16 protein-coding genes are annotated in these 18,733 nt (G+C 53.4%); 8 read left to right on the top strand and 8 right to left on the bottom strand.

The window, feature by feature from the left end; translation table 11 throughout:
* Positions 1–33 precede the first annotated feature (33 nt).
* On the top strand, positions 34–423 hold the full coding sequence (gene mutT, locus JT31_RS08515; RefSeq protein WP_038482955.1) for an 8-oxo-dGTP diphosphatase MutT: 390 nt from the start codon (positions 34–36) through the stop codon (positions 421–423).
* On the opposite strand, the gene yacG is transcribed toward mutT, so the two are convergent.
* Genes yacG through coaE form a run of 3 tightly spaced genes read right to left on the bottom strand, consistent with a single transcriptional unit; the run spans position 420 to position 1,990 of the window.
* The gene (yacG, locus tag JT31_RS08510) at positions 420–617 is read right to left on the bottom strand and encodes a DNA gyrase inhibitor YacG (RefSeq protein WP_038475555.1); all 198 of its coding nucleotides are present in this window, start codon (positions 615–617) and stop codon (positions 420–422) included. The genes mutT and yacG overlap by 4 nt on opposite strands.
* A gap of 9 nt (positions 618–626) precedes the next feature.
* A complete protein-coding gene (gene zapD / locus JT31_RS08505) occupies positions 627–1,370 on the bottom strand; it encodes a cell division protein ZapD (RefSeq protein WP_038475552.1) in 744 nt (247 codons plus the stop codon).
* Positions 1,370–1,990 (bottom strand): dephospho-CoA kinase, encoded by a 621-nt coding sequence (gene coaE, locus JT31_RS08500; protein WP_038475549.1) that lies wholly within the window; start codon positions 1,988–1,990, stop codon positions 1,370–1,372. Before coaE ends, zapD begins: the two co-directional genes overlap by 1 nt.
* Before the next feature lie 275 nt (positions 1,991–2,265).
* Here coaE and JT31_RS08495 point away from each other — a divergent pair, with 275 nt between their 5' ends.
* On the top strand, positions 2,266–3,309 hold the full coding sequence (locus tag JT31_RS08495) for a GMP reductase (RefSeq protein ID WP_038475546.1): 1,044 nt from the start codon (positions 2,266–2,268) through the stop codon (positions 3,307–3,309).
* Positions 3,310–3,338: 29 nt separating this feature from the next.
* On the opposite strand, the gene hofC is transcribed toward JT31_RS08495, so the two are convergent.
* The 4 genes from hofC to nadC all read right to left on the bottom strand — a co-directional run bounded on the left by hofC (position 3,339) and on the right by nadC (position 7,447).
* The gene (gene hofC, locus JT31_RS08490; RefSeq protein ID WP_038475543.1) at positions 3,339–4,547 is read right to left on the bottom strand and encodes a protein transport protein HofC; all 1,209 of its coding nucleotides are present in this window, start codon (positions 4,545–4,547) and stop codon (positions 3,339–3,341) included.
* Positions 4,540–5,919 carry a type II secretion system protein GspE gene (gene gspE, locus JT31_RS08485; protein WP_038475541.1) on the bottom strand — a complete coding sequence of 460 codons (1,380 nt, stop codon included), beginning with the start codon at positions 5,917–5,919 and terminating at the stop codon, positions 4,540–4,542. The genes hofC and gspE overlap by 8 nt, the downstream gene beginning before the upstream one ends.
* A complete protein-coding gene (gene ppdD / locus JT31_RS08480; RefSeq protein WP_038475538.1) occupies positions 5,916–6,371 on the bottom strand; it encodes a prepilin peptidase-dependent pilin in 456 nt (151 codons plus the stop codon). Before ppdD ends, gspE begins: the two co-directional genes overlap by 4 nt.
* 185 nt (positions 6,372–6,556) lie before the next feature.
* Positions 6,557–7,447: a carboxylating nicotinate-nucleotide diphosphorylase gene (nadC, locus tag JT31_RS08475; protein WP_038475535.1), complete on the bottom strand. Its 891-nt coding sequence runs from the start codon at positions 7,445–7,447 to the stop codon at positions 6,557–6,559.
* An 83-nt stretch (positions 7,448–7,530) separates the two neighbouring features.
* Between nadC and ampD the strand changes: the two genes are divergently transcribed.
* Together ampD and ampE are read left to right on the top strand one after the other, a co-directional pair.
* The gene (gene ampD, locus JT31_RS08470; protein WP_038475533.1) at positions 7,531–8,094 is read left to right on the top strand and encodes a 1,6-anhydro-N-acetylmuramyl-L-alanine amidase AmpD; all 564 of its coding nucleotides are present in this window, start codon (positions 7,531–7,533) and stop codon (positions 8,092–8,094) included.
* Positions 8,091–8,945 (top strand): beta-lactamase regulator AmpE, encoded by an 855-nt coding sequence (ampE, locus tag JT31_RS08465; protein ID WP_038475531.1) that lies wholly within the window; start codon positions 8,091–8,093, stop codon positions 8,943–8,945. The genes ampD and ampE overlap by 4 nt, the downstream gene beginning before the upstream one ends.
* A 51-nt stretch (positions 8,946–8,996) precedes the next feature.
* Here the strand turns inward: ampE and aroP are convergent, their stop codons facing one another.
* Entirely contained in the window at positions 8,997–10,367 is a 1,371-nt protein-coding gene (gene aroP / locus JT31_RS08460) for an aromatic amino acid transporter AroP (RefSeq protein ID WP_176981402.1), read from the bottom strand.
* Positions 10,368–10,905: 538 nt separating this feature from the next.
* Here aroP and pdhR point away from each other — a divergent pair.
* The 4 genes from pdhR to lpdA all read left to right on the top strand — a co-directional run bounded on the left by pdhR (position 10,906) and on the right by lpdA (position 17,954).
* On the top strand, positions 10,906–11,670 hold the full coding sequence (gene pdhR / locus JT31_RS08455; RefSeq protein ID WP_038475525.1) for a pyruvate dehydrogenase complex transcriptional repressor PdhR: 765 nt from the start codon (positions 10,906–10,908) through the stop codon (positions 11,668–11,670).
* 119 nt (positions 11,671–11,789) lie between these two features.
* Positions 11,790–14,453, top strand: coding sequence for a pyruvate dehydrogenase (acetyl-transferring), homodimeric type (gene aceE / locus JT31_RS08450; RefSeq protein WP_038475522.1), 2,664 nt, complete (start codon positions 11,790–11,792; stop codon positions 14,451–14,453).
* Positions 14,454–14,467: 14 nt separating this feature from the next.
* Positions 14,468–16,354 (top strand): pyruvate dehydrogenase complex dihydrolipoyllysine-residue acetyltransferase, encoded by a 1,887-nt coding sequence (aceF, locus tag JT31_RS08445; protein ID WP_038475520.1) that lies wholly within the window; start codon positions 14,468–14,470, stop codon positions 16,352–16,354.
* A 175-nt stretch (positions 16,355–16,529) separates the two neighbouring features.
* On the top strand, positions 16,530–17,954 hold the full coding sequence (gene lpdA / locus JT31_RS08440) for a dihydrolipoyl dehydrogenase (RefSeq protein ID WP_038475517.1): 1,425 nt from the start codon (positions 16,530–16,532) through the stop codon (positions 17,952–17,954).
* Positions 17,955–18,733 lie beyond the last annotated feature (779 nt).

The following is an 18,733-nucleotide window of genomic DNA, read 5'->3' as shown; positions in this document are numbered from 1 at the left end:
GCTGCGCCTTTTTTACGCATGGAGTTTGAGAATATGAAGCAACTGCAAATCGCCGTCGGCATTATCCGTAATCAACAGGGTGAAATCTTCATTACGCAACGTGCTGCCGATGCACACATGGCTAATAAATGGGAATTTCCCGGCGGGAAAATTGAGGCTGGAGAGTCACCAGAGCAGGCGGTGATCCGTGAACTACAGGAAGAAACCGGCATTGTGGCGCAAAGTGCCAGCCTGTTTGAAACCCTGGAATATCAGTTTCCCGATCGCCATATTTCGCTGTGGTTTTATCTGGTGGAACAGTGGGAAGGGGAACCCTGGGGGAAAGAAGGGCAGCCTGGGCGCTGGATTGCTCAAAGTGAGCTCATCGCTGACGAGTTTCCGCCAGCCAATGAGCCCGTTATTTTAAAGCTGCTGAACGCTTAGCGCTCCTGCTCTTCGCTCCAGCCTTCGCTTTCAGAAAGGTCGCCGCTGCTTGGAATACGTTTTTCCTCTGCGGCCCATTCTCCAAGATCTATAAGCTGGCAGCGTTTGCTGCAGAATGGCCGATAAGGGCTGCTCTCGTTCCAGATAACGGCTTTACCGCAGCCGGGGCAGTTGACGATAGTCTCTTCACTCATGTTTTTTCCTTAGCAGCAGGCCAGTTCGAAATCGAGACGTTCAGGCACCAGACCGTGTTCCGAGTCCAGCGGCATAAAACGAATCGCAAAGCGACTTTTATGGCCGGAAATCTGCGGATAAAGCTGGTCACCAAGGCTAAGGTGCAGGCGCAGCAGGTCGGCATCATCGCCGTTATCCTGGTAGAAGCCATTAAGGCTGGTTTGTTTACGGAACGGCGCCGAGTTACGAATGATATCCAGCAGCAGATCGAGCGATTGTTTTACCGGTTCGAGGGTCTTCAGCCAGAAATCGACCTGAGCATCTCGCTGCTCCTGCGGCAGATAAAGCCAGATATGCAGCGTGGGCAGATCAAAGCTACAGCAGCCTCCAGGGATGCTAAGACGCTGTCTTACCAGCGCAATCAGCCTATCCTCTCGCAGTACTTGCCCGATACGCGGCGCGGCCATTAACACGCTGCCGCAACTTTCCAGCTGGCTGCGCAGCGTGTCGATACGCTGCATATCAACACCAGGGACTTCCGACCAGCTCAACAGTTTGCGCTGCTGCCGGCCCAGTTCTTTAAGGATCTCGGTGCGGATTTCGCCCCTTTCAAACACATCCAGTAAGTCGCCGATGTTACGAAAAAAATGCAGTGCCTTAGCGCTGTCGCTGACGGGGAGCGCGGACTGTAGCTGTTGGATCAAAAATTCAATACGCAGCCATGTGCGCATTTTCTCATTCAGTGGATGTTCGAAAAGAACCTGAGTGTTCATTATTTTGTTTCCTGTTGTGCGGCCTGTGCAGCCAGTTTCAGGTACTGGCGATGCAGGCGGTCAACATGCACGACAACGTCTTGTGGGCTGCCGTCATTATTAATTACGTCATCTGCAACGGCGAGACGAGCTTCCCGGGACGCCTGAGCGGCCAGGATCTGCTGCGCGTGCTCGCGAGAGACATTGTCCCGCAGCATGGTACGCGCAATCTGAGTTTCAGGGGAGACGTCCACCACTAAAACCCGGTTAGCTCTTTGTTGCAGATTGTTTTCTACCAGCAGCGGAACGACCCACAGCACGTAAGGTGAGGTGGCGCGAGCAATTTCATCGCGGGTTTGCTGCTGGATTAAGGGATGCAGTAGATTATTGAGCCACTGCTTTTGCTGCGGGGAACTAAAGATCTCTTCTCGTAGCGCCCGGCGATTTAAAGAGCCATCTTCCAGAAGGATCTTTGGACCAAAATGTTGAGAAATGAGAGCTAACGCACGTTGGCCGGGTTCAACAACCTGGCGGGCAATCACATCTGCATCGATGACGGTAATGCCTGAGCGGGAAAAGGCTTCGGCGACGGTGCTTTTACCACTGCCAATACCTCCCGTAAGTGCAACCGTATAAACCATAAATAATCGATCCTGATGCTTTATTTATCAATAAGATAAAATTCGTTCTGGCGAATGTTTTTAGGCGAGTTGGCATCACGTAAAAACAAAGAATTTCCCGCCCACGGTCTTTTTACCGTTTACCAGGTAAATTTAAACGATTGTAGCGTAAAAAAGTCGGTTTTCGCAGTCTTGCGGAGCCATTATTACTGCGTATGATAGCGTCACTGGGGTTGGCCGTTGTTTCGCCGATCGTATTTATGTGTTCATCGCCATTCGACCCAGGGATTTGCAACATGCGTATTGAAGAAGATTTGAAGTTAGGTTTTAAAGACGTTTTAATCCGCCCAAAACGCTCCACCCTCAAAAGCCGTTCTGACGTTGAGCTGGAACGCCAATTCACATTCAAGCATTCTGGTATTGCGTGGTCTGGTGTGCCAATTATTGCGGCAAACATGGACACCGTCGGCACCTTCGCGATGGCGCAAGCGCTGGCCTCTTTCGACATTCTAACCGCAGTACATAAGCACTATTCGGTTGAAGAGTGGAGCAACTTTGTTAAGACGACCCCGGAAAACCTGCTGCGTCATATCATGGTTTCAACCGGCACTTCCGATGCAGATTTTGCCAAAACTAAGCAAATTCTTGCCCTTAATCCGGCGCTGAAATTTATCTGCATCGACGTGGCAAACGGCTACTCAGAACACTTTACGCAATTTGTCAGCAAAGCTCGCGAAGCCTGGCCTGAGAAGGTTATCTGTGCCGGTAACGTAGTGACCGGTGAGATGTGCGAAGAGCTGATCCTGTCCGGCGCTGATATTGTTAAAGTCGGCATTGGGCCGGGCTCCGTATGCACCACCCGCGTTAAAACCGGCGTGGGTTATCCTCAGCTTTCTGCGGTAATTGAATGTGCTGATGCAGCACACGGACTTGGCGGCCAGATCGTTAGCGACGGTGGTTGTACGGTCCCTGGCGACGTAGCTAAAGCTTTTGGCGGCGGCGCAGACTTCGTCATGCTGGGCGGCATGCTGGCAGGGCACGAAGAAAGCGGCGGTACCGTTGTGGAGCAGGACGGTGAGAAATTTATGCTGTTTTACGGCATGAGCTCTGAGTCTGCAATGACCCGCCACGTTGGTGGCGTTGCGCAGTACCGCGCCGCAGAAGGAAAAACCGTTAAGCTGCCTCTGCGTGGCCCGGTTGAAAATACCGCTCGTGATATTCTCGGCGGCCTGCGTTCAGCCTGCACCTATGTGGGAGCATCTCGCCTGAAAGAGCTGACTAAACGCACGACCTTCATCCGCGTGGCGGAGCAGGAAAACCGCGTTTTCAATAGCCTCTGATAAGCATTGATGGCGCAGCTGCGGCTGCGTCATCCTCCTCCGCTCATGGCCTCTCCCATCTGGAAAATAGGCAGATACATCGCAATCACCAGCGTGCCAATGATCAAGCCAATGACCAGCATCATGACTGGCTCCAGCGTTGCGGCAAGGTTTTCGGCCAGTTCCTGCGTTTTCTCATAATGCCAGCGCGCTAAGCGTTCAAGCATCAAATCCAGTGACCCTGATTCCTCACCGATGCGAACCAACTGCTGGCAAAGCGGCGTGAAATGGCCCGACTGCTCCAGCGCTCGCCATAATGGTTGGCCCTCGGAAACCTGCTTGCGTATGTCCGCTATCTGTCGTTGCCAGAAAAGCTGTATTAGCGTTTTCTCAACCGCCTCAAGCCCCTGTAACAGGGGCACGCCGGAATGTTGTGAGAGCGTAAGCACGGTGAATATCTGGCTCAGTAATTGACCGCGCCTCAATGGCGCAATCACCGGTATTTTTAGCAGCAATAATTGCTCTTTATCCCGAAGACTGGGGCGAGTACGACGAAGCCACCAGCCTGTAACGGCAAGAATGATAGCGGCCAAAATCCACCAGCCACTCTGCGTCGTTGCCCACGCTGAAATGCTCATGACGGCCTGGGTAATGGCGGGCAGGGGAGCATTAAAAGAGCGGTAGATATTAGCGAATTCTGGCAGAACAAACCCCACCATGCCTGCGGTAACCAGCAGTGCGACCAGAAAAATAAAAAGCGGATAGCGAAGGGCTTTCATCACCTTTTTGGTGAGTTTATATTGCTGTTCTTGCTGCTCGGCCAGCCGCTCGCAGCATTCTGCAAGCCTGCCGGTCAGTTCACCGGTATGCAATAAGGCGATAAAGAGTGGCGGGAAGATACGGGGCCACTGTTTAAGCGTTTCTGAAAGCGGAATGCCCTGTGATACCTGCTGTTCAATATGCTGCAATAAAGCTGACCATTCAGGTTTTGGGTGCTGACGCGCAATGAGCAGCAGCGCGTCCGTTAAGGCAATGCCGGCGTGAAGCAGGGCCGCAAGCTGCCGGATAACGTCTATCTTCTGCTGAATGTGCCAGCAGGCACTTCCTGCTATAAAGGATTTTTTAACACTGAGTAGCTGAAGCTGCTGCTTGTGAAGCTCTTCCTCCAACAAGGTACGTTCACCGGCTAGCATTACGCCGGTCCTCAACTGCCCCTCGGCGTCAATGGCTTCCCAGGACCAGAGCTGGGGCTTAGGCATTTGGCACCCCTAACACCCGATAAACCTCTGCCAAAGAGGTGTGCCCTTGTTCGACCACAAGGCAGCCGCTCTCGAACAGCGTACGCATGCCTTGCTCTTTGGCTAACGCTTCAATCTTAGCCGCAGGTTCACCCTGAGCAATTGCTACCCGCAGGGCTGCAGAAAAAGGGAGCAGTTCAAATAACGCCGTACGCCCATAATATCCCCCGTAGCATCTTTCGCATCCAGGAGCGTGCCATTGTGGCAACTCAGAAGGCCAAAGATGGCGGGGTAATCTGATGGGCGTTTCGCTACGTTTTTTGCAGTGGGGGCAAAGTTTTCTCACCAGCCTTTGGGCCACGATGATATTCACGGCTGAAGCAATCATCCAGCGAGGAACCGCCATTTGCTCCAGCCGGACAAGCGTTTCAACGGTAGAGTTAGTATGAAGCGTCGACAAAACCAGGTGTCCGGTCTGGGCTGCCTTAATAGCTATTTCTGCCGTTTCTCCGTCCCGGATTTCACCGACCATAATGACGTCCGGATCCTGTCTCAATAAGGCGCGAAGGACGCTTTGAAAGGTGAGCCCGGCCTTGGGGTTTATTTGCGTTTGGTTGAGCCCCTCCTGAGGGATTTCTACCGGATCTTCCACGCTACAGACGTTAATGCCCGGCCGGTTAAGCGCCGCCAGGGCGCTATAAAGCGTTATGGTCTTTCCGCTGCCGGTAGGCCCGGTAACCAAAATCATGCCCTGAGGGGTATCGAGTGAATGCCTGAATTGCTCTGTTTCGCCTTCCGACATGCCCAACGAGTGCATATCCATACTCTGTTTGCCTTGCTGGAGGATCCTTAAAACAACTTTTTCACCATGGCGGCAAGGTAGCGTCGAGACGCGGAACGAGGCTTTCACGCCTTCGGCGAGATAATCCATTTGTCCGTCCTGCGGCAATCGCTTTTCAGCAATATCCAGGTTCGCCAAAATTTTGAGCCTGGCGGTGACGGGCGCAATCATTGCCTGCGGCAGCAGCGGTTGGCACTGAAGGACGCCATCAATGCGGAGTCGAATGCGAAAGGCGTTCTCCAAGGGTTCAAAATGGATATCGGAGGCCCGCTGCTGCACTGCGGCGGCGAGGGTTGTATTTAATAGCGTGACCACCGAGCTGCCGTGATCTTTCTCTGAGGGTTGTGTGAATTCGTGGGTTTGCCATTTCTCCAGCTTTTCAGCGGGCCATATCTCTACATCAATATGCTTGTTACAGAAAAAGCGTAATGCCTCATACAGCTGCTCACCCGGGGCTTCAAGCGTCGCAATCCGTAATACGTTTTGCGTCTCTTCTACCAGTACGGCATTGTAGTGTTGGCAAAGGGAATGAAGCTGCTCTTTTGCGTTCATTCGCCAGCTCCTGCTTTGCTTTCGTTAAAGCGGAAAACGTCCTCGCAGGCTTGTTTTAGAGGGGAGCCGTTTTCGGCATTGCAGCTCCTGACCCAACCGGTTACGCCGCTGGTGTCGCTCCACTGTGGGGTGAATGTTGCCGTCAGCCCGTTCAGCGATTCCTGTCCGCTTAACGTCACGATACCGCTGGCTACGCTCATTGCCCCGACGTAGCGCGTCGTTCTGGTTTCCGCAATGCCGTTGCTGCCTGCGTTACAGCCGGTGATTCCACCCCGTTCAATCGCGCAGAGTTCAATGGCGGTACGATAGGGTAAGAAGGTTTGCAGCATATCGGTCAATGCTGCTTTACGAAGGTAGTTTTGATACCCCGGAATGCCGATGGCGCTAAGAATAGCGATGATACCTATCACCACCATGAGTTCGATTAGCGTAAACCCTTTTTGCTTGTTCATTTGCCGCTCCTTTGGTTAGAGAGCAGCACTGTGCTAAACGGGTTAGGCAATAGCGAATGGGGAAATCAGGATTCGGGAAATAGCTTCCGCAGTAGTTATAGCGATTGTGTTGATCAACATTCGAAATGGAAGCGGGTGCGCAAAACTGCGGACGTAACCGGAGGCACGCCCGCAGCAATGGAGAGTCAGCGGAAGCGCATAGACAGGTCGAGGGCACGCACGTGTTTGGTCAGGGCGCCAACAGAGATATAATCCACGCCGGTATCAGCGAAGGTTCTCAACGTCTCTTTGGTTACGTTGCCTGAGACTTCCAGGCGTGCTTTCCCCTGCGTCAGCGCGACGGCCTCACGCATTTGGTCGACGGTAAAGTTGTCCAGCATGATGATATCAGCCCCGGCTTTCAGCGCCTGCTCCAGTTCATCAAGCGACTCGACTTCCACTTCTACCGGCACGTCAGGGTGCATCCAGAACGCTTTTTCTACCGCCTGGCGAATAGAGCCGGAGGCGATAATGTGGTTTTCCTTTATCAGGAAAGCATCGGACAGCCCCAGACGATGGTTGCTGCCTCCGCCGCAAAGCACCGCATATTTCAGCGCGGTACGCAGGCCAGGAAGCGTCTTACGGGTATCAAGCAGCTGCGTTTTAGTGCCTTCAAGCAGCGCAACGTAGCTGTGAACTTCGCTGGCTACGCCGGACAGCGTTTGCACAAAGTTTAGCGCGGTTCGTTCGCCGGTTAACAGAACACGTGCCGGGCCGTTAAGCTCAAACAGAGGCTGATTGCTGGTGACTTCCGTGCCGTCTTCAACATGCCAGGTCACCGTCACATCCCCACCGAGCTGAATAAAGACTTCTTCTACCCAGCGTTTACCGCAAAAAATGCCATTTTCGCGGGTGATGACGACCGCGTGCGACGTACTTTCTGGGGGTAATAACTGCGCCGTGATGTCGTTGTTCGGGTCGACCTCACCCCCCAGATCTTCCCGCAGCGCCTGCGCTACGGCGAGAGGTATATCGAGGGTAATTCGTTCGAGCAGCTCGTCACGTCGGCGGTCAGGATTATAACGGCGGGGCGGCATGATAAAACTCCAGAATGAATAAGTTAGTATCGTTTCATGCTACTCTGAAGCGACTTCAAGTACCACTCTAAGGAGAACCTCTCATGCAGCTTAAAGACGGCTGGCTGGTGGGGGTAAAACATCTGCCATCCCCGCATTTTGACGGCCGACCGGAAGAGGAAAATCCCTCGTTGCTGGTGGTGCACAATATCAGTTTGCCGCCGGGGGAATTTGGTGGCCCCTGGATTGACGCACTCTTTGCCGGGACGCTCGACCCTGAGGCTCATCCTTACTTTGCCGGTATTTCACATTTACGCGTCTCTGCCCATTGCCTGATTCGCCGCGACGGCGAAATTGTTCAGTATGTCCCTTTCGATAAACGTGCGTGGCATGCGGGCGTTTCAAGCTATCAGGGAAGAGAAAAGTGCAACGACTTTTCTATCGGTATTGAGCTTGAGGGAACCGATACGCTGGCCTACACCGAGGCGCAGTATCAGCAACTGACAGCTTTAGCTAAGTTACTGATTCAGCACTATCCTGATATAGCGAAAAACATGACGGGCCACAGCGATATTGCTCCCGGTCGTAAGACCGACCCAGGCCCTTCGTTTGACTGGCCGCGCTTTCTGGGTGCGGTTGAAAAGGCTACCGACAAGGAGAGCACATGACCCTGTTTACCCTGCTGTTGGTCCTGATGGGCGAGCGATTGTTCAAGATGGGCGAGCACTGGCAGCTAGATCACCGCCTTGAAGTGCTTTTTGGGCGGGTGAAGCATTTTTCTCTGTTAAAAACGCTGTTGATGACCGCCGCGTTTATGGCCGTGGTTTTCCTGATTACCCGCGCTTTGCATGGGCTGCTGTTTAACCTCCCGCTGCTGGTGTTCTGGATTGCGCTCGGCGTGCTGTGCATCGGTGCAGGACAGGTCAGGCTGCATTACCATTCTTACCTTAAAGCCGCGAGCCATGATGACGGGCATGCGCGTGATGCAATGGCGAGCGAACTTACGCTGATTCATGGTGTTCCGCCGGAATGTAGCGAGCGCGAATACCTTCGCGAGCTGCAAAACGCGTTGCTATGGATTAACTTCCGTTTCTATCTTGCCCCGCTATTTTGGTTCGTGGTTGGCGGAGTCTGGGGGCCGGTCACGCTTGCGGGTTATGCTTTCTTACGTGCATGGCAGACCTGGCTTGCCCGGCATCATACGCCGCATGAGCGCCTGCTCTCGGGGATTGATGGCATTCTTCACGTTCTGGACTGGGTGCCTGTGCGCCTGGTTGGGGTCGCTTATGCCTTGCTGGGCCACGGCGAGCGAGCGCTTCCCGCGTGGTTTGCTTCTCTTGCCGACAGGCATACTTCTCAGTATCAGGTCCTGACGCAGCTGGCGCAGTACTCGCTGGCACGAGAACCTCATCAAGATAAGATGAAAACGCCGAAGGCTGCGGTTTCTCTGGCAAAAAAGGTTTCACTGGTGATTGTCGTTGTCGTCGCATTGCTGACGATTTACGGCACGTTGGTCTAGGTTCAGAACGCTTGTAACAAAACGCCCCGCATTTGCGTGGCGTTTTGTTTATCAGGCTTTAACCGCCTTCAGGTTCTTCTGCTTAAGGAAGTAACCCACGCCCAGAATCGCAATCCATACCGGAATCAGGTAAACCGAGATAGCCATGCCCGGCGTAATCAGCATGATGACCAGCACGGCAACCATGAACAGCAGGCAGACCCAGTTTCCTAAAGGATAGAACAGGGCAGGGAAGCGGGTTTTGACCCCTTGCTGCTGTTTTGCCCGGCGGAACTTCATGTGTGCCAGGCTGATCATTGCCCAGTTGATCACCAGAGCCGAGACCACCAGCGCCATCAGCAGGCCGAAGGCTGATTCAGGCGCCAGGTAGTTAATCAGCACGCAAAGTGCGGTGAAACCTGCGGAAACCAGAATCGTGTTCACCGGTACGCCGCGCTTATCGACGTTTTTCAGCATCTTCGGCGCGTTACCCTGCTGCGCCAGGCCGAACAGCATACGGCTGTTGCAGTAAACGCAGCTGTTGTAAACCGACAGCGCGGCGGTAAGCACCACGACATTCAGCGCGTTGGCAACGAAGGTATCGCCCAGCTCATGGAAGATCAGAACGAACGGGCTGGTGTCGGCGGTGACGCGAGTCCACGGCAGCAGAGACAGCAGAATCGCCAGCGAACCCACATAGAAAATCAGAATACGGTAGATAACCTGGTTGGTCGCTTTTGGAATGCTCACTTCAGGATTATCTGCTTCGGCGGCGGTAATACCGACCAGCTCAAGGCCGCCGAAGGAGAACATAATGATAGCCATCATCATGACCAGCCCGGTGATGCCGTGCGGCAGGAAACCACCCTGATCCCAGAGGTTGCTCACGGAAGCCTGCGGGCCGCCGTTGCCGCTAAACAGCAGCCAGCCGCCGAACAGAATCATGGCAATAACGGCCACCACCTTGATGATGGCGAACCAGAACTCCATCTCACCAAAGACTTTAACGTTGGTTAAATTGATGGCGTTGATAGCGACAAAGAACACTGCCGCCGTGGCCCAGGTAGGGATCTCCGGCCACCAGAACTGGATGTATTTGCCGACTGCCGTCAGCTCAGCCATGGCAACAAGGACGTACAGTACCCAGTAGTTCCAGCCTGAAGCGAAGCCCGCGAAACCGCCCCAATACTTATAAGCGAAATGGCTGAATGACCCGGCTACCGGCTCCTCAACGACCATTTCACCCAGCTGGCGCATAATTAAAAAAGCGATAAACCCGGCGATGGCATAGCCGAGAATAATTGCCGGACCTGCGGACTGGATGACGGATGCGCTGCCCAGAAACAGGCCCGTCCCGATAGCTCCACCCAGCGCGATAAGCTGAATATGGCGGTTTTTAAGGCCGCGTTTCAGCGTGTCGCCGTGCTGTTGACCTTCCATCATGTAACCTCGTAGTGGTTAATGTCTGCGCTACATTGACGCGGATGTAATTGTTGTATTCCGTAATGTGTAGTCTTTTTTTTACGGCTATCAATTATGAATTTTGCGGATAGGGCTACCGCATCGCAAAGAATAGTGTTAAGCGAGCGCCTTTGCACCTGCTTTCTGTCACTGCTCTGACGAGTTGGGTAAAAAGAAACCATTTGTAAAAAAGGGCGAGGGCAAAAGCCGATCTGTGGCTTCCTTTGGCATGCGTTTTCATTGCATGAATATGCCGCTTTTTTGCAGGCGTTATCGGTTGCGATTGAAAAATATATCGTTTCATAAACGTTAACATTGCCACTTAAGGAGTAAACGTGGCTTGTGCGACAGGTTACGGGTTTGAAAAGCCATACTCTTATTATTGTTAAAATGTGCCTGCTTTCATGATTTCAATCAAAACCAATATGGACAGAAGGTGAATACTTTGTTACTTTTAGCCTCACGAACGTGAAATTGGTCTTACCAATTGACTCCGAGCTCATGGCAGAGATAGGGAACGATGGCCTACAGCAAAATCCGCCAACCCAAATTATCCGATGTGATAGAGCAGCAGCTGGAGTTTCTCATCCTTGAGGGCACTCTGCGCCCGGGCGAAAAACTTCCACCTGAACGCGAACTGGCGAAACAATTCGATGTTTCCCGTCCTTCATTGCGCGAGGCCATTCAGCGTCTCGAAGCGAAGGGTTTGCTGCTTCGTCGCCAGGGCGGCGGTACTTTTGTTCAGAACAACCTTTGGCAGAGCCTGAGTGACCCGCTGGTTGAACTGCTCTCAGACCACCCCGAATCCCAGTTTGATCTGCTAGAAACCCGTCATGCCCTTGAGGGGATTGCGGCCTATTACGCGGCGCTTCGCGGTACGGAAGAAGACCTCTCGCGCATTGGTGATTGCCATGTCGCTATCCAGCAGGCTCAGGAGTCCGGTGATTTAGACGCCGAAGCCGATGCCGTCATGCAGTATCAAATTGCCGTAACCGAAGCCGCGCATAATGTTGTGCTTCTGCATTTATTGCGCTGCATGGAGCCGATGCTCGAACAAAACGTTCGCCAGAATTTTGAATTGCTCTACGCGCGCCGCGAGATGTTGGCGCAAGTGAGCAGCCATCGCGCCAGCATTTTTGCGGCGATTATGGCTCGCCAGCCGGAGCAGGCGCGAGAAGCGTCGCACCGTCACCTGGCGTTTATTGAGGAAATATTGCTGGATCGTAGCCGCGAGCAGAGTCGTCGTGAACGCTCTCTCCGTCTCCTTCAGCAACGTAAGGATTAAGCGCCAAACTTTAGCGCGCGGCAACTAAACACAGAACCTGTCTTATTGTGTTTTCTCGTGAAAATACAATGGGACAGGTTCCAGATAATCAACGTATTAGACAGATAAGGAATACCCCCATGTCAGAACGTTTCCCAAATGACGTGGATCCGATTGAAACTCGCGACTGGCTACAGGCGATCGAATCGGTTATCCGTGAAGAAGGTGTTGAGCGTGCACAGTATCTGATCGATCAGCTGCTGTCCGAAGCCAGCAAAGGCGGCGTGAAAGTCGCTGCTTCTGCAGGTGCTCGCAACTATGTGAACACCATTGCCGTTGAAGACGAACCGGAATATCCGGGCAATCTGGATCTGGAACGCCGTATCCGTTCTGCTATCCGCTGGAACGCCATTATGACCGTTCTGCGCGCATCCAAGAAAGACCTGGAGCTGGGCGGCCACATGGCTTCCTTCCAGTCTTCTGCCACCGTTTACGAAGTGTGCTTTAACCACTTCTTCCGTGCAGCCAACGAGAAAGACGGCGGCGATCTGGTGTACTTCCAGGGCCACATCTCTCCGGGCATCTATGCACGTGCCTTCCTTGAAGGGCGTCTGACCGAAGAGCAGATGAACAACTTCCGTCAGGAAGTTCACGGTAAAGGTCTGTCTTCTTACCCGCACCCTAAACTGATGCCAGAATTCTGGCAGTTCCCGACCGTTTCTATGGGTCTGGGCCCAATCGGTGCTATCTACCAGGCTAAATTCCTGAAATATCTGGAACACCGTGGCCTGAAAGACACCTCCGAGCAAACCGTTTACGCCTTCCTGGGCGACGGTGAAATGGATGAGCCAGAATCTAAAGGGGCGATCACTATCGCGACCCGTGAGAAGCTGGACAACCTGTGCTTCATCATCAACTGTAACCTGCAGCGTCTGGATGGTCCGGTCACCGGCAACGGTAAGATCATCAACGAACTGGAAGGCATCTTCAGCGGTGCTGGCTGGAACGTTATCAAAGTGATGTGGGGCGGTCGTTGGGATGAGCTGCTGCGTAAAGACACCAGCGGTAAACTGATCCAGCTGATGAACGAAACCGTTGACGGCGACTACCAGACCTTCAAATCCAAAGACGGCGCCTACGTACGTGAGCACTTCTTCGGTAAATATCCTGAAACCGCCGCACTGGTTGCTGACTGGACTGATGAGCAGATCTGGGCGCTGAACCGTGGTGGTCACGATCCGAAGAAAGTGTACGCTGCACTGAAAAAAGCGCAGGACACCAAAGGTAAAGCGACCGTTATCCTGGCCCACACCATCAAAGGTTACGGCATGGGCGATACCGCAGAAGGTAAAAACATCGCTCACCAGGTGAAGAAAATGAACATGGACGGCGTGCGTTACATCCGCGACCGTTTCAACGTTCCAGTGTCCGATGAGCAGGTAGAAAACCTGTCTTACATCACCTTCCCTGAAGGCTCTGAAGAGCACAAGTACCTGCACGAACGTCGTCAGGCGCTGAAAGGCTACCTGCCTGCTCGTCAGCCAAACTTCTCTGAAAAACTGGAACTGCCAGCGCTGGAAGACTTCTCTCAGCTGCTGGAAGAGCAGAACAAAGAAATCTCCACCACCATCGCCTTCGTTCGTGCCCTGAACGTGATGCTGAAGAACCCGTCTATCAAAGACCGTCTGGTTCCAATCATCGCCGATGAGGCGCGTACCTTTGGTATGGAAGGTCTGTTCCGTCAGATTGGTATCTACAGCCCGAACGGTCAGCAGTACACCCCGCAGGACCGTGAGCAGGTTGCATACTATAAAGAAGACGAGAAAGGTCAGATTCTGCAGGAAGGGATCAACGAACTGGGTGCAGGCGCATCCTGGCTGGCTGCTGCGACCTCTTACAGCACCAACAACCTGCCGATGATTCCGTTCTACATCTACTACTCTATGTTCGGTTTCCAGCGTATCGGTGACCTGTGCTGGCAGGCTGGCGACCAACAGGCTCGCGGCTTCCTGGTAGGTGGTACTTCCGGTCGTACGACCCTGAACGGTGAAGGTCTGCAGCACGAAGATGGCCACAGCCACATTCAGTCTCTGACTATCCCTAACTGTATCTCTTACGACCCGTCTTACGCGTACGAAGTGGCCGTCATCATGCACGATGGTCTGACCCGTATGTACGGTGAAGCACAAGAGAACATTTACTACTACATCACCACCCTGAACGAAAACTACCACATGCCGGCTATGCCAGCAGGTGCCGAGGAAGGTATCCGTAAAGGTATCTACAAACTCGAAACCGTTGCAGGTAGCAAAGGTAAAGTTCAGCTGCTGGGCTCCGGTTCTATCCTGCGTCACGTGCGTGAAGCAGCTCAGATCCTGGCGAACGACTACGGCGTGGGCTCCGACGTGTACAGCGTAACTTCCTTCACCGAACTGGCACGTGATGGCCAGGACTGTGAGCGCTGGAACATGCTGCACCCAATGGAAACTCCGCGCGTTCCTTACATCGCTCAGGTGATGAGCGACGCTCCAGCGGTAGCTTCTACTGACTATATGAAACTGTTCGCCGAGCAGGTTCGTACTTACGTACCAGCTGATGATTATCGCGTACTGGGTACCGACGGCTTCGGTCGTTCTGACAGCCGCGAAAACCTGCGTCACCACTTCGAAGTTGATGCTTCTTACGTGGTCGTAGCGGCCCTGGGCGAACTGGCTAAACGTGGCGAAATCGATAAGAAAGTAGTTGCAGACGCAATTACCAAATTCAACATCGATGCAGAAAAAGTTAACCCGCGTCTGGCGTAAGAGGTAAAGAGACAATGGCTATCGAAATCAAAGTACCAGACATCGGCGCTGATGAAGTTGAAATCACCGAGATCCTGGTCAAAGTTGGCGACAAAGTTGAAGCTGAACAGTCGCTGATCGTCGTAGAAGGCGACAAAGCCTCTATGGAAGTTCCGTCTCCAGAGGCTGGCGTCGTAAAAGAGATCAAAGTCTCTGTCGGCGACAAAACCGAGACCGGCAAACTGATTATGATTTTCGATTCCGCCGAAGGTGCAGCAGCCGCTGCACCTGCTAAGGCAGAAGAGAAGAAAGAAGCCGCACCGGCCGCAGCACCTGCTGCCGCGAGCGCAAAAGACGTTAACGTGCCGGACATCGGCGGTGACGAAGTAGAAGTTACCGAGATCATGGTCAAAGTGGGCGACACCGTTGCCGCTGAACAGTCTCTGCTCACCGTAGAAGGCGACAAAGCCTCTATGGAAGTACCGGCTCCGTTCGCGGGCGTGGTTAAAGAGATCAAAATCAGCACCGGCGACAAAGTGTCTACCGGCTCTCTGATCATGGTCTTCGAAGTGGCGGGTGCTGCACCTGCGGCCGCTCCAGCACAGGCTGCTGCTCCCGCCGCCGCCGCTGCGCCTGCGGCTTCTGCCTCGAAAGAAGTTAACGTCCCGGACATCGGCGGTGACGAAGTTGAAGTCACTGAAGTGATGGTCAAAGTGGGCGATAAAGTTGCCGCTGAGCAGTCACTGATTACCGTTGAAGGCGACAAAGCTTCCATGGAAGTGCCTGCGCCATTCGCCGGTACCGTGAAAGAAATCAAAATCAGCACCGGCGACAAAGTGTCTACCGGCTCCCTGATCATGGTCTTCGAAGTGGAAGGCGCTGCGCCTGCTGCGGCCCCGGCTGCTGCACCAGCTCCAGCCGCTGCGGCACCAGCCCCGGCAGCAAAAGCCGCGGCGCCAGCTGCTAAAGCAGAAGGCAAATCTGAATTCGCTGAAAATGACGCGTACGTTCATGCGACTCCGCTGATCCGTCGTCTGGCTCGCGAGTTCGGCGTTAACCTGGCGAAAGTGAAAGGCACCGGCCGTAAAGGTCGTATCCTGCGCGAAGACGTTCAGGCTTACGTGAAAGACGCTGTTAAGCGCGCTGAAGCAGCTCCGGCTGCGACCGGCGGCGGTCTGCCGGGCATGCTGCCATGGCCGAAAGTAGACTTCAGCAAGTTCGGCGAAATCGAAGAAGTGGAAATGGGCCGCATCCAGAAAATCTCTGGTGCTAACCTGAGCCGTAACTGGGTGATGATCCCGCACGTTACCCACTTCGACAAAACCGATATCACCGATCTGGAAGCGTTCCGTAAGCAGCAGAACGACGAAGCCGCTAAGCGTAAGCTGGACGTGAAGTTCACCCCTGTGGTGTTCATCATGAAAGCCGTTGCGGCCGCGCTGGAGCAGATGCCTCGCTTCAACAGCTCCCTGTCCGAAGATGGCCAGAAGCTGACCCTGAAAAAATACATCAACATCGGTGTGGCGGTTGATACCCCGAATGGTCTGGTTGTTCCGGTCTTCAAAGACGTGAACAAGAAGAGCATCACCGAGCTGTCTCGCGAACTGATGGCTATCTCCAAAAAAGCTCGCGACGGCAAGCTGACCGCTGGCGAAATGCAGGGCGGCTGCTTCACCATTTCCAGCCTGGGTGGTATCGGGACAACTCACTTCGCGCCGATTGTTAACGCGCCAGAAGTGGCTATCCTGGGTGTCTCCAAGTCTGCAATGGAGCCGGTCTGGAACGGTAAAGAGTTCACGCCGCGTCTGATGATGCCAATGTCTCTTTCCTTCGACCACCGCGTAATCGACGGCGCTGATGGGGCTCGCTTTATCACCATCATCAACAATATGCTGTCTGATATTCGCCGCCTGGTGATGTAATTGAAAAGCCGGCCAATCGGCCGGCTTTTTTCTGATAATCTCATGCGGTTTGTGAGGTTATCGGCGAAAGCGACAATTCGTGAGCCGTTTGTTGTTTAAAAATTGTTAACAATTTTGTAAACTGCGGGCGGATAGAACGACCCGGTGGACGACGGGTATAAATTAAGAGGTCATGATGAGCACAGAAATCAAAACTCAGGTCGTAGTACTTGGGGCAGGCCCAGCAGGTTACTCCGCAGCATTCCGCGCCGCGGATTTAGGTCTGGAAACCGTCATCGTAGAGCGTTACAGCACCCTCGGCGGTGTTTGTCTGAACGTCGGCTGTATCCCTTCTAAAGCGCTGCTGCACGTTGCTAAAGTTATCGAAGAAGCCAAAGCACTGGCCGAGCACGGCATCGTTTTCGGTGAGCCGAAAACCGATATCGACAAAATTCGTACCTGGAAAGAAAAAGTTATCACTCAGCTGACCGGCGGCCTGGCGGGTATGGCCAAAGGCCGTAAAGTGAAAGTGGTAAACGGTCTGGGTAAATTCACCGGGGCTAACACCCTGGAAGTTGAAGGCGAAAACGGTAAAACCGTGATCAACTTCGACAACGCTATCATCGCGGCGGGTTCCCGTCCGATCGAGCTGCCGTTCATTCCTCATGAAGACTCACGCGTGTGGGACTCCACGGACGCGCTGGAGCTGAAATCCGTACCGAAACGCCTGCTGGTTATGGGCGGCGGTATCATCGGTCTGGAAATGGGCACCGTGTACCATGCGCTGGGTTCAGACATTGACGTGGTTGAAATGTTCGACCAGGTTATTCCGGCTGCAGACAAAGACATCGTTAAGGTCTTCACCAAACGCATCAGCAAGAAATTCAACCTGATGCTGGAAACCAAAGTGACCGCCGTTGAAGCGAAAGAAGACGGCATCTACGTTTCCATGGAAGGCAAAAAAGCCCCTGCTGAACCACAGCGTTACGACGCGGTTCTGGTCGCTATCGGCCGCGTGCCGAACGGTAAAAACCTTGATGCCGGCAAAGCCGGTGTTGAAGTGGACGACCGTGGCTTTATCCGCGTTGACAAGCAGCTGCGCACCAACGTTCCTCACATTTTTGCTATCGGCGATATCGTCGGTCAGCCAATGCTGGCGCACAAAGGTGTTCACGAAGGCCACGTTGCCGCAGAAGTTATCGCCGGGATGAAGCACTACTTCGACCCGAAAGTGATCCCATCTATCGCTTACACCGAGCCAGAAGTTGCATGGGTTGGTCTGACCGAGAAAGAAGCGAAAGAGAAAGGCATCAGCTACGAAACCGCCACCTTCCCGTGGGCAGCTTCTGGCCGTGCTATCGCTTCCGACTGCGCCGATGGCGTGACCAAGCTTATCTTCGACAAAGAGACTCACCGCGTTATCGGTGGGGCGATTGTCGGGACTAACGGCGGCGAGCTGCTGGGCGAAATCGGTCTGGCTATCGAGATGGGCTGTGACGCAGAAGATATTGCGCTCACCATCCACGCTCACCCGACGCTGCACGAATCCGTTGGCCTGGCGGCTGAAGTGTTCGAAGGCAGCATCACCGACCTGCCAAACGCGAAAGCGAAGAAAAAGTAACTTTTCGAGTTTGATAAAGCGGCCCTTCGGGGCCGTTTTTTTTGCCCGTAAAAGGCCGCCCTTGCGAGCGGCCAGTAGCTTAATTGCCCAGGTTCAAAACGAACTGAACGCTGATGTCTGAAATATTCCAGCCACCCTGGCTCAGCGAAAGCAGTGAACCTGACAACAGAAGCAGCGCGTACAGCAAACGCATTTCCATTGCGTGTATACCCTTTTGGGCTACGGCGATCCCTTCTTCACCGGGAAAGGCAGAATCAGGCAAGTGTACAGGACTTACCACGTAGAGCGGTTGAGCTGCTCCCGAACCCGATGACTGGCTGCTACACCAGCGAAGCAGGCCGTCGTCGAATGTAGGATAAAAGAGTGCGCTCAGATATGGATATTTTAAGTTTGCAGTGGCTTGCATCCTCTTTTAGATGTTTGTTCGCAAAATAAACAAGATGTCTTGCAACCACAAACTGATAAGGGCATTATCGTTCTCGTACTGGACTTGCCACAAAACATCTCCTGTCATCGTGTGCTACCACTTTGTCAGGGCAAACGAACCGCCGAAATGCGGTTTTTTTGTGCCTGAACGTCATATCAAAAAGTAATCTATTCCCCCTTAACGATTCAGCAATGTTTTAATGTTGCTTTTTTGTAAACAGATTAACACCCCCTGAAAATCCTGATATGCTGCCCGACGCGGTACCGGGCATTTACCCTACAAACTGCTGTCTCACAGGAGCGTGAAGAGAGAGATCCGGTGGCGCCAAATGACAATGAGAGCGAGGAGAACC

The organism is Cedecea neteri, from assembly GCF_000757825.1.
Taxonomy (GTDB): Bacteria; Pseudomonadota; Gammaproteobacteria; order Enterobacterales; family Enterobacteriaceae; genus Cedecea; species Cedecea selenatireducens.
This window is presented reverse-complemented; position numbering and strand designations above follow the sequence as displayed.

What these genes read in the sequence shown, in the direction of transcription:
- mutT (WP_038482955.1), top strand. Translation starts at nt 34, where the DNA reads ATGAAGCAACTGCAAATCGCCGTCGGCATTATCCGTAATCAACAGGGT.
- yacG (WP_038475555.1), bottom strand. Translation starts at nt 617, where the DNA reads ATGAGTGAAGAGACTATCGTCAACTGCCCCGGCTGCGGTAAAGCCGTT.
- zapD (WP_038475552.1), bottom strand. Translation starts at nt 1,370, where the DNA reads ATGAACACTCAGGTTCTTTTCGAACATCCACTGAATGAGAAAATGCGC.
- coaE (WP_038475549.1), bottom strand. Translation starts at nt 1,990, where the DNA reads ATGGTTTATACGGTTGCACTTACGGGAGGTATTGGCAGTGGTAAAAGC.
- JT31_RS08495 (WP_038475546.1), top strand. Translation starts at nt 2,266, where the DNA reads ATGCGTATTGAAGAAGATTTGAAGTTAGGTTTTAAAGACGTTTTAATC.
- hofC (WP_038475543.1), bottom strand. Translation starts at nt 4,547, where the DNA reads ATGCCTAAGCCCCAGCTCTGGTCCTGGGAAGCCATTGACGCCGAGGGG.
- gspE (WP_038475541.1), bottom strand. Translation starts at nt 5,919, where the DNA reads ATGAACGCAAAAGAGCAGCTTCATTCCCTTTGCCAACACTACAATGCC.
- ppdD (WP_038475538.1), bottom strand. Translation starts at nt 6,371, where the DNA reads ATGAACAAGCAAAAAGGGTTTACGCTAATCGAACTCATGGTGGTGATA.
- nadC (WP_038475535.1), bottom strand. Translation starts at nt 7,447, where the DNA reads ATGCCGCCCCGCCGTTATAATCCTGACCGCCGACGTGACGAGCTGCTC.
- ampD (WP_038475533.1), top strand. Translation starts at nt 7,531, where the DNA reads ATGCAGCTTAAAGACGGCTGGCTGGTGGGGGTAAAACATCTGCCATCC.
- ampE (WP_038475531.1), top strand. Translation starts at nt 8,091, where the DNA reads ATGACCCTGTTTACCCTGCTGTTGGTCCTGATGGGCGAGCGATTGTTC.
- aroP (WP_176981402.1), bottom strand. Translation starts at nt 10,367, where the DNA reads ATGATGGAAGGTCAACAGCACGGCGACACGCTGAAACGCGGCCTTAAA.
- pdhR (WP_038475525.1), top strand. Translation starts at nt 10,906, where the DNA reads ATGGCCTACAGCAAAATCCGCCAACCCAAATTATCCGATGTGATAGAG.
- aceE (WP_038475522.1), top strand. Translation starts at nt 11,790, where the DNA reads ATGTCAGAACGTTTCCCAAATGACGTGGATCCGATTGAAACTCGCGAC.
- aceF (WP_038475520.1), top strand. Translation starts at nt 14,468, where the DNA reads ATGGCTATCGAAATCAAAGTACCAGACATCGGCGCTGATGAAGTTGAA.
- lpdA (WP_038475517.1), top strand. Translation starts at nt 16,530, where the DNA reads ATGAGCACAGAAATCAAAACTCAGGTCGTAGTACTTGGGGCAGGCCCA.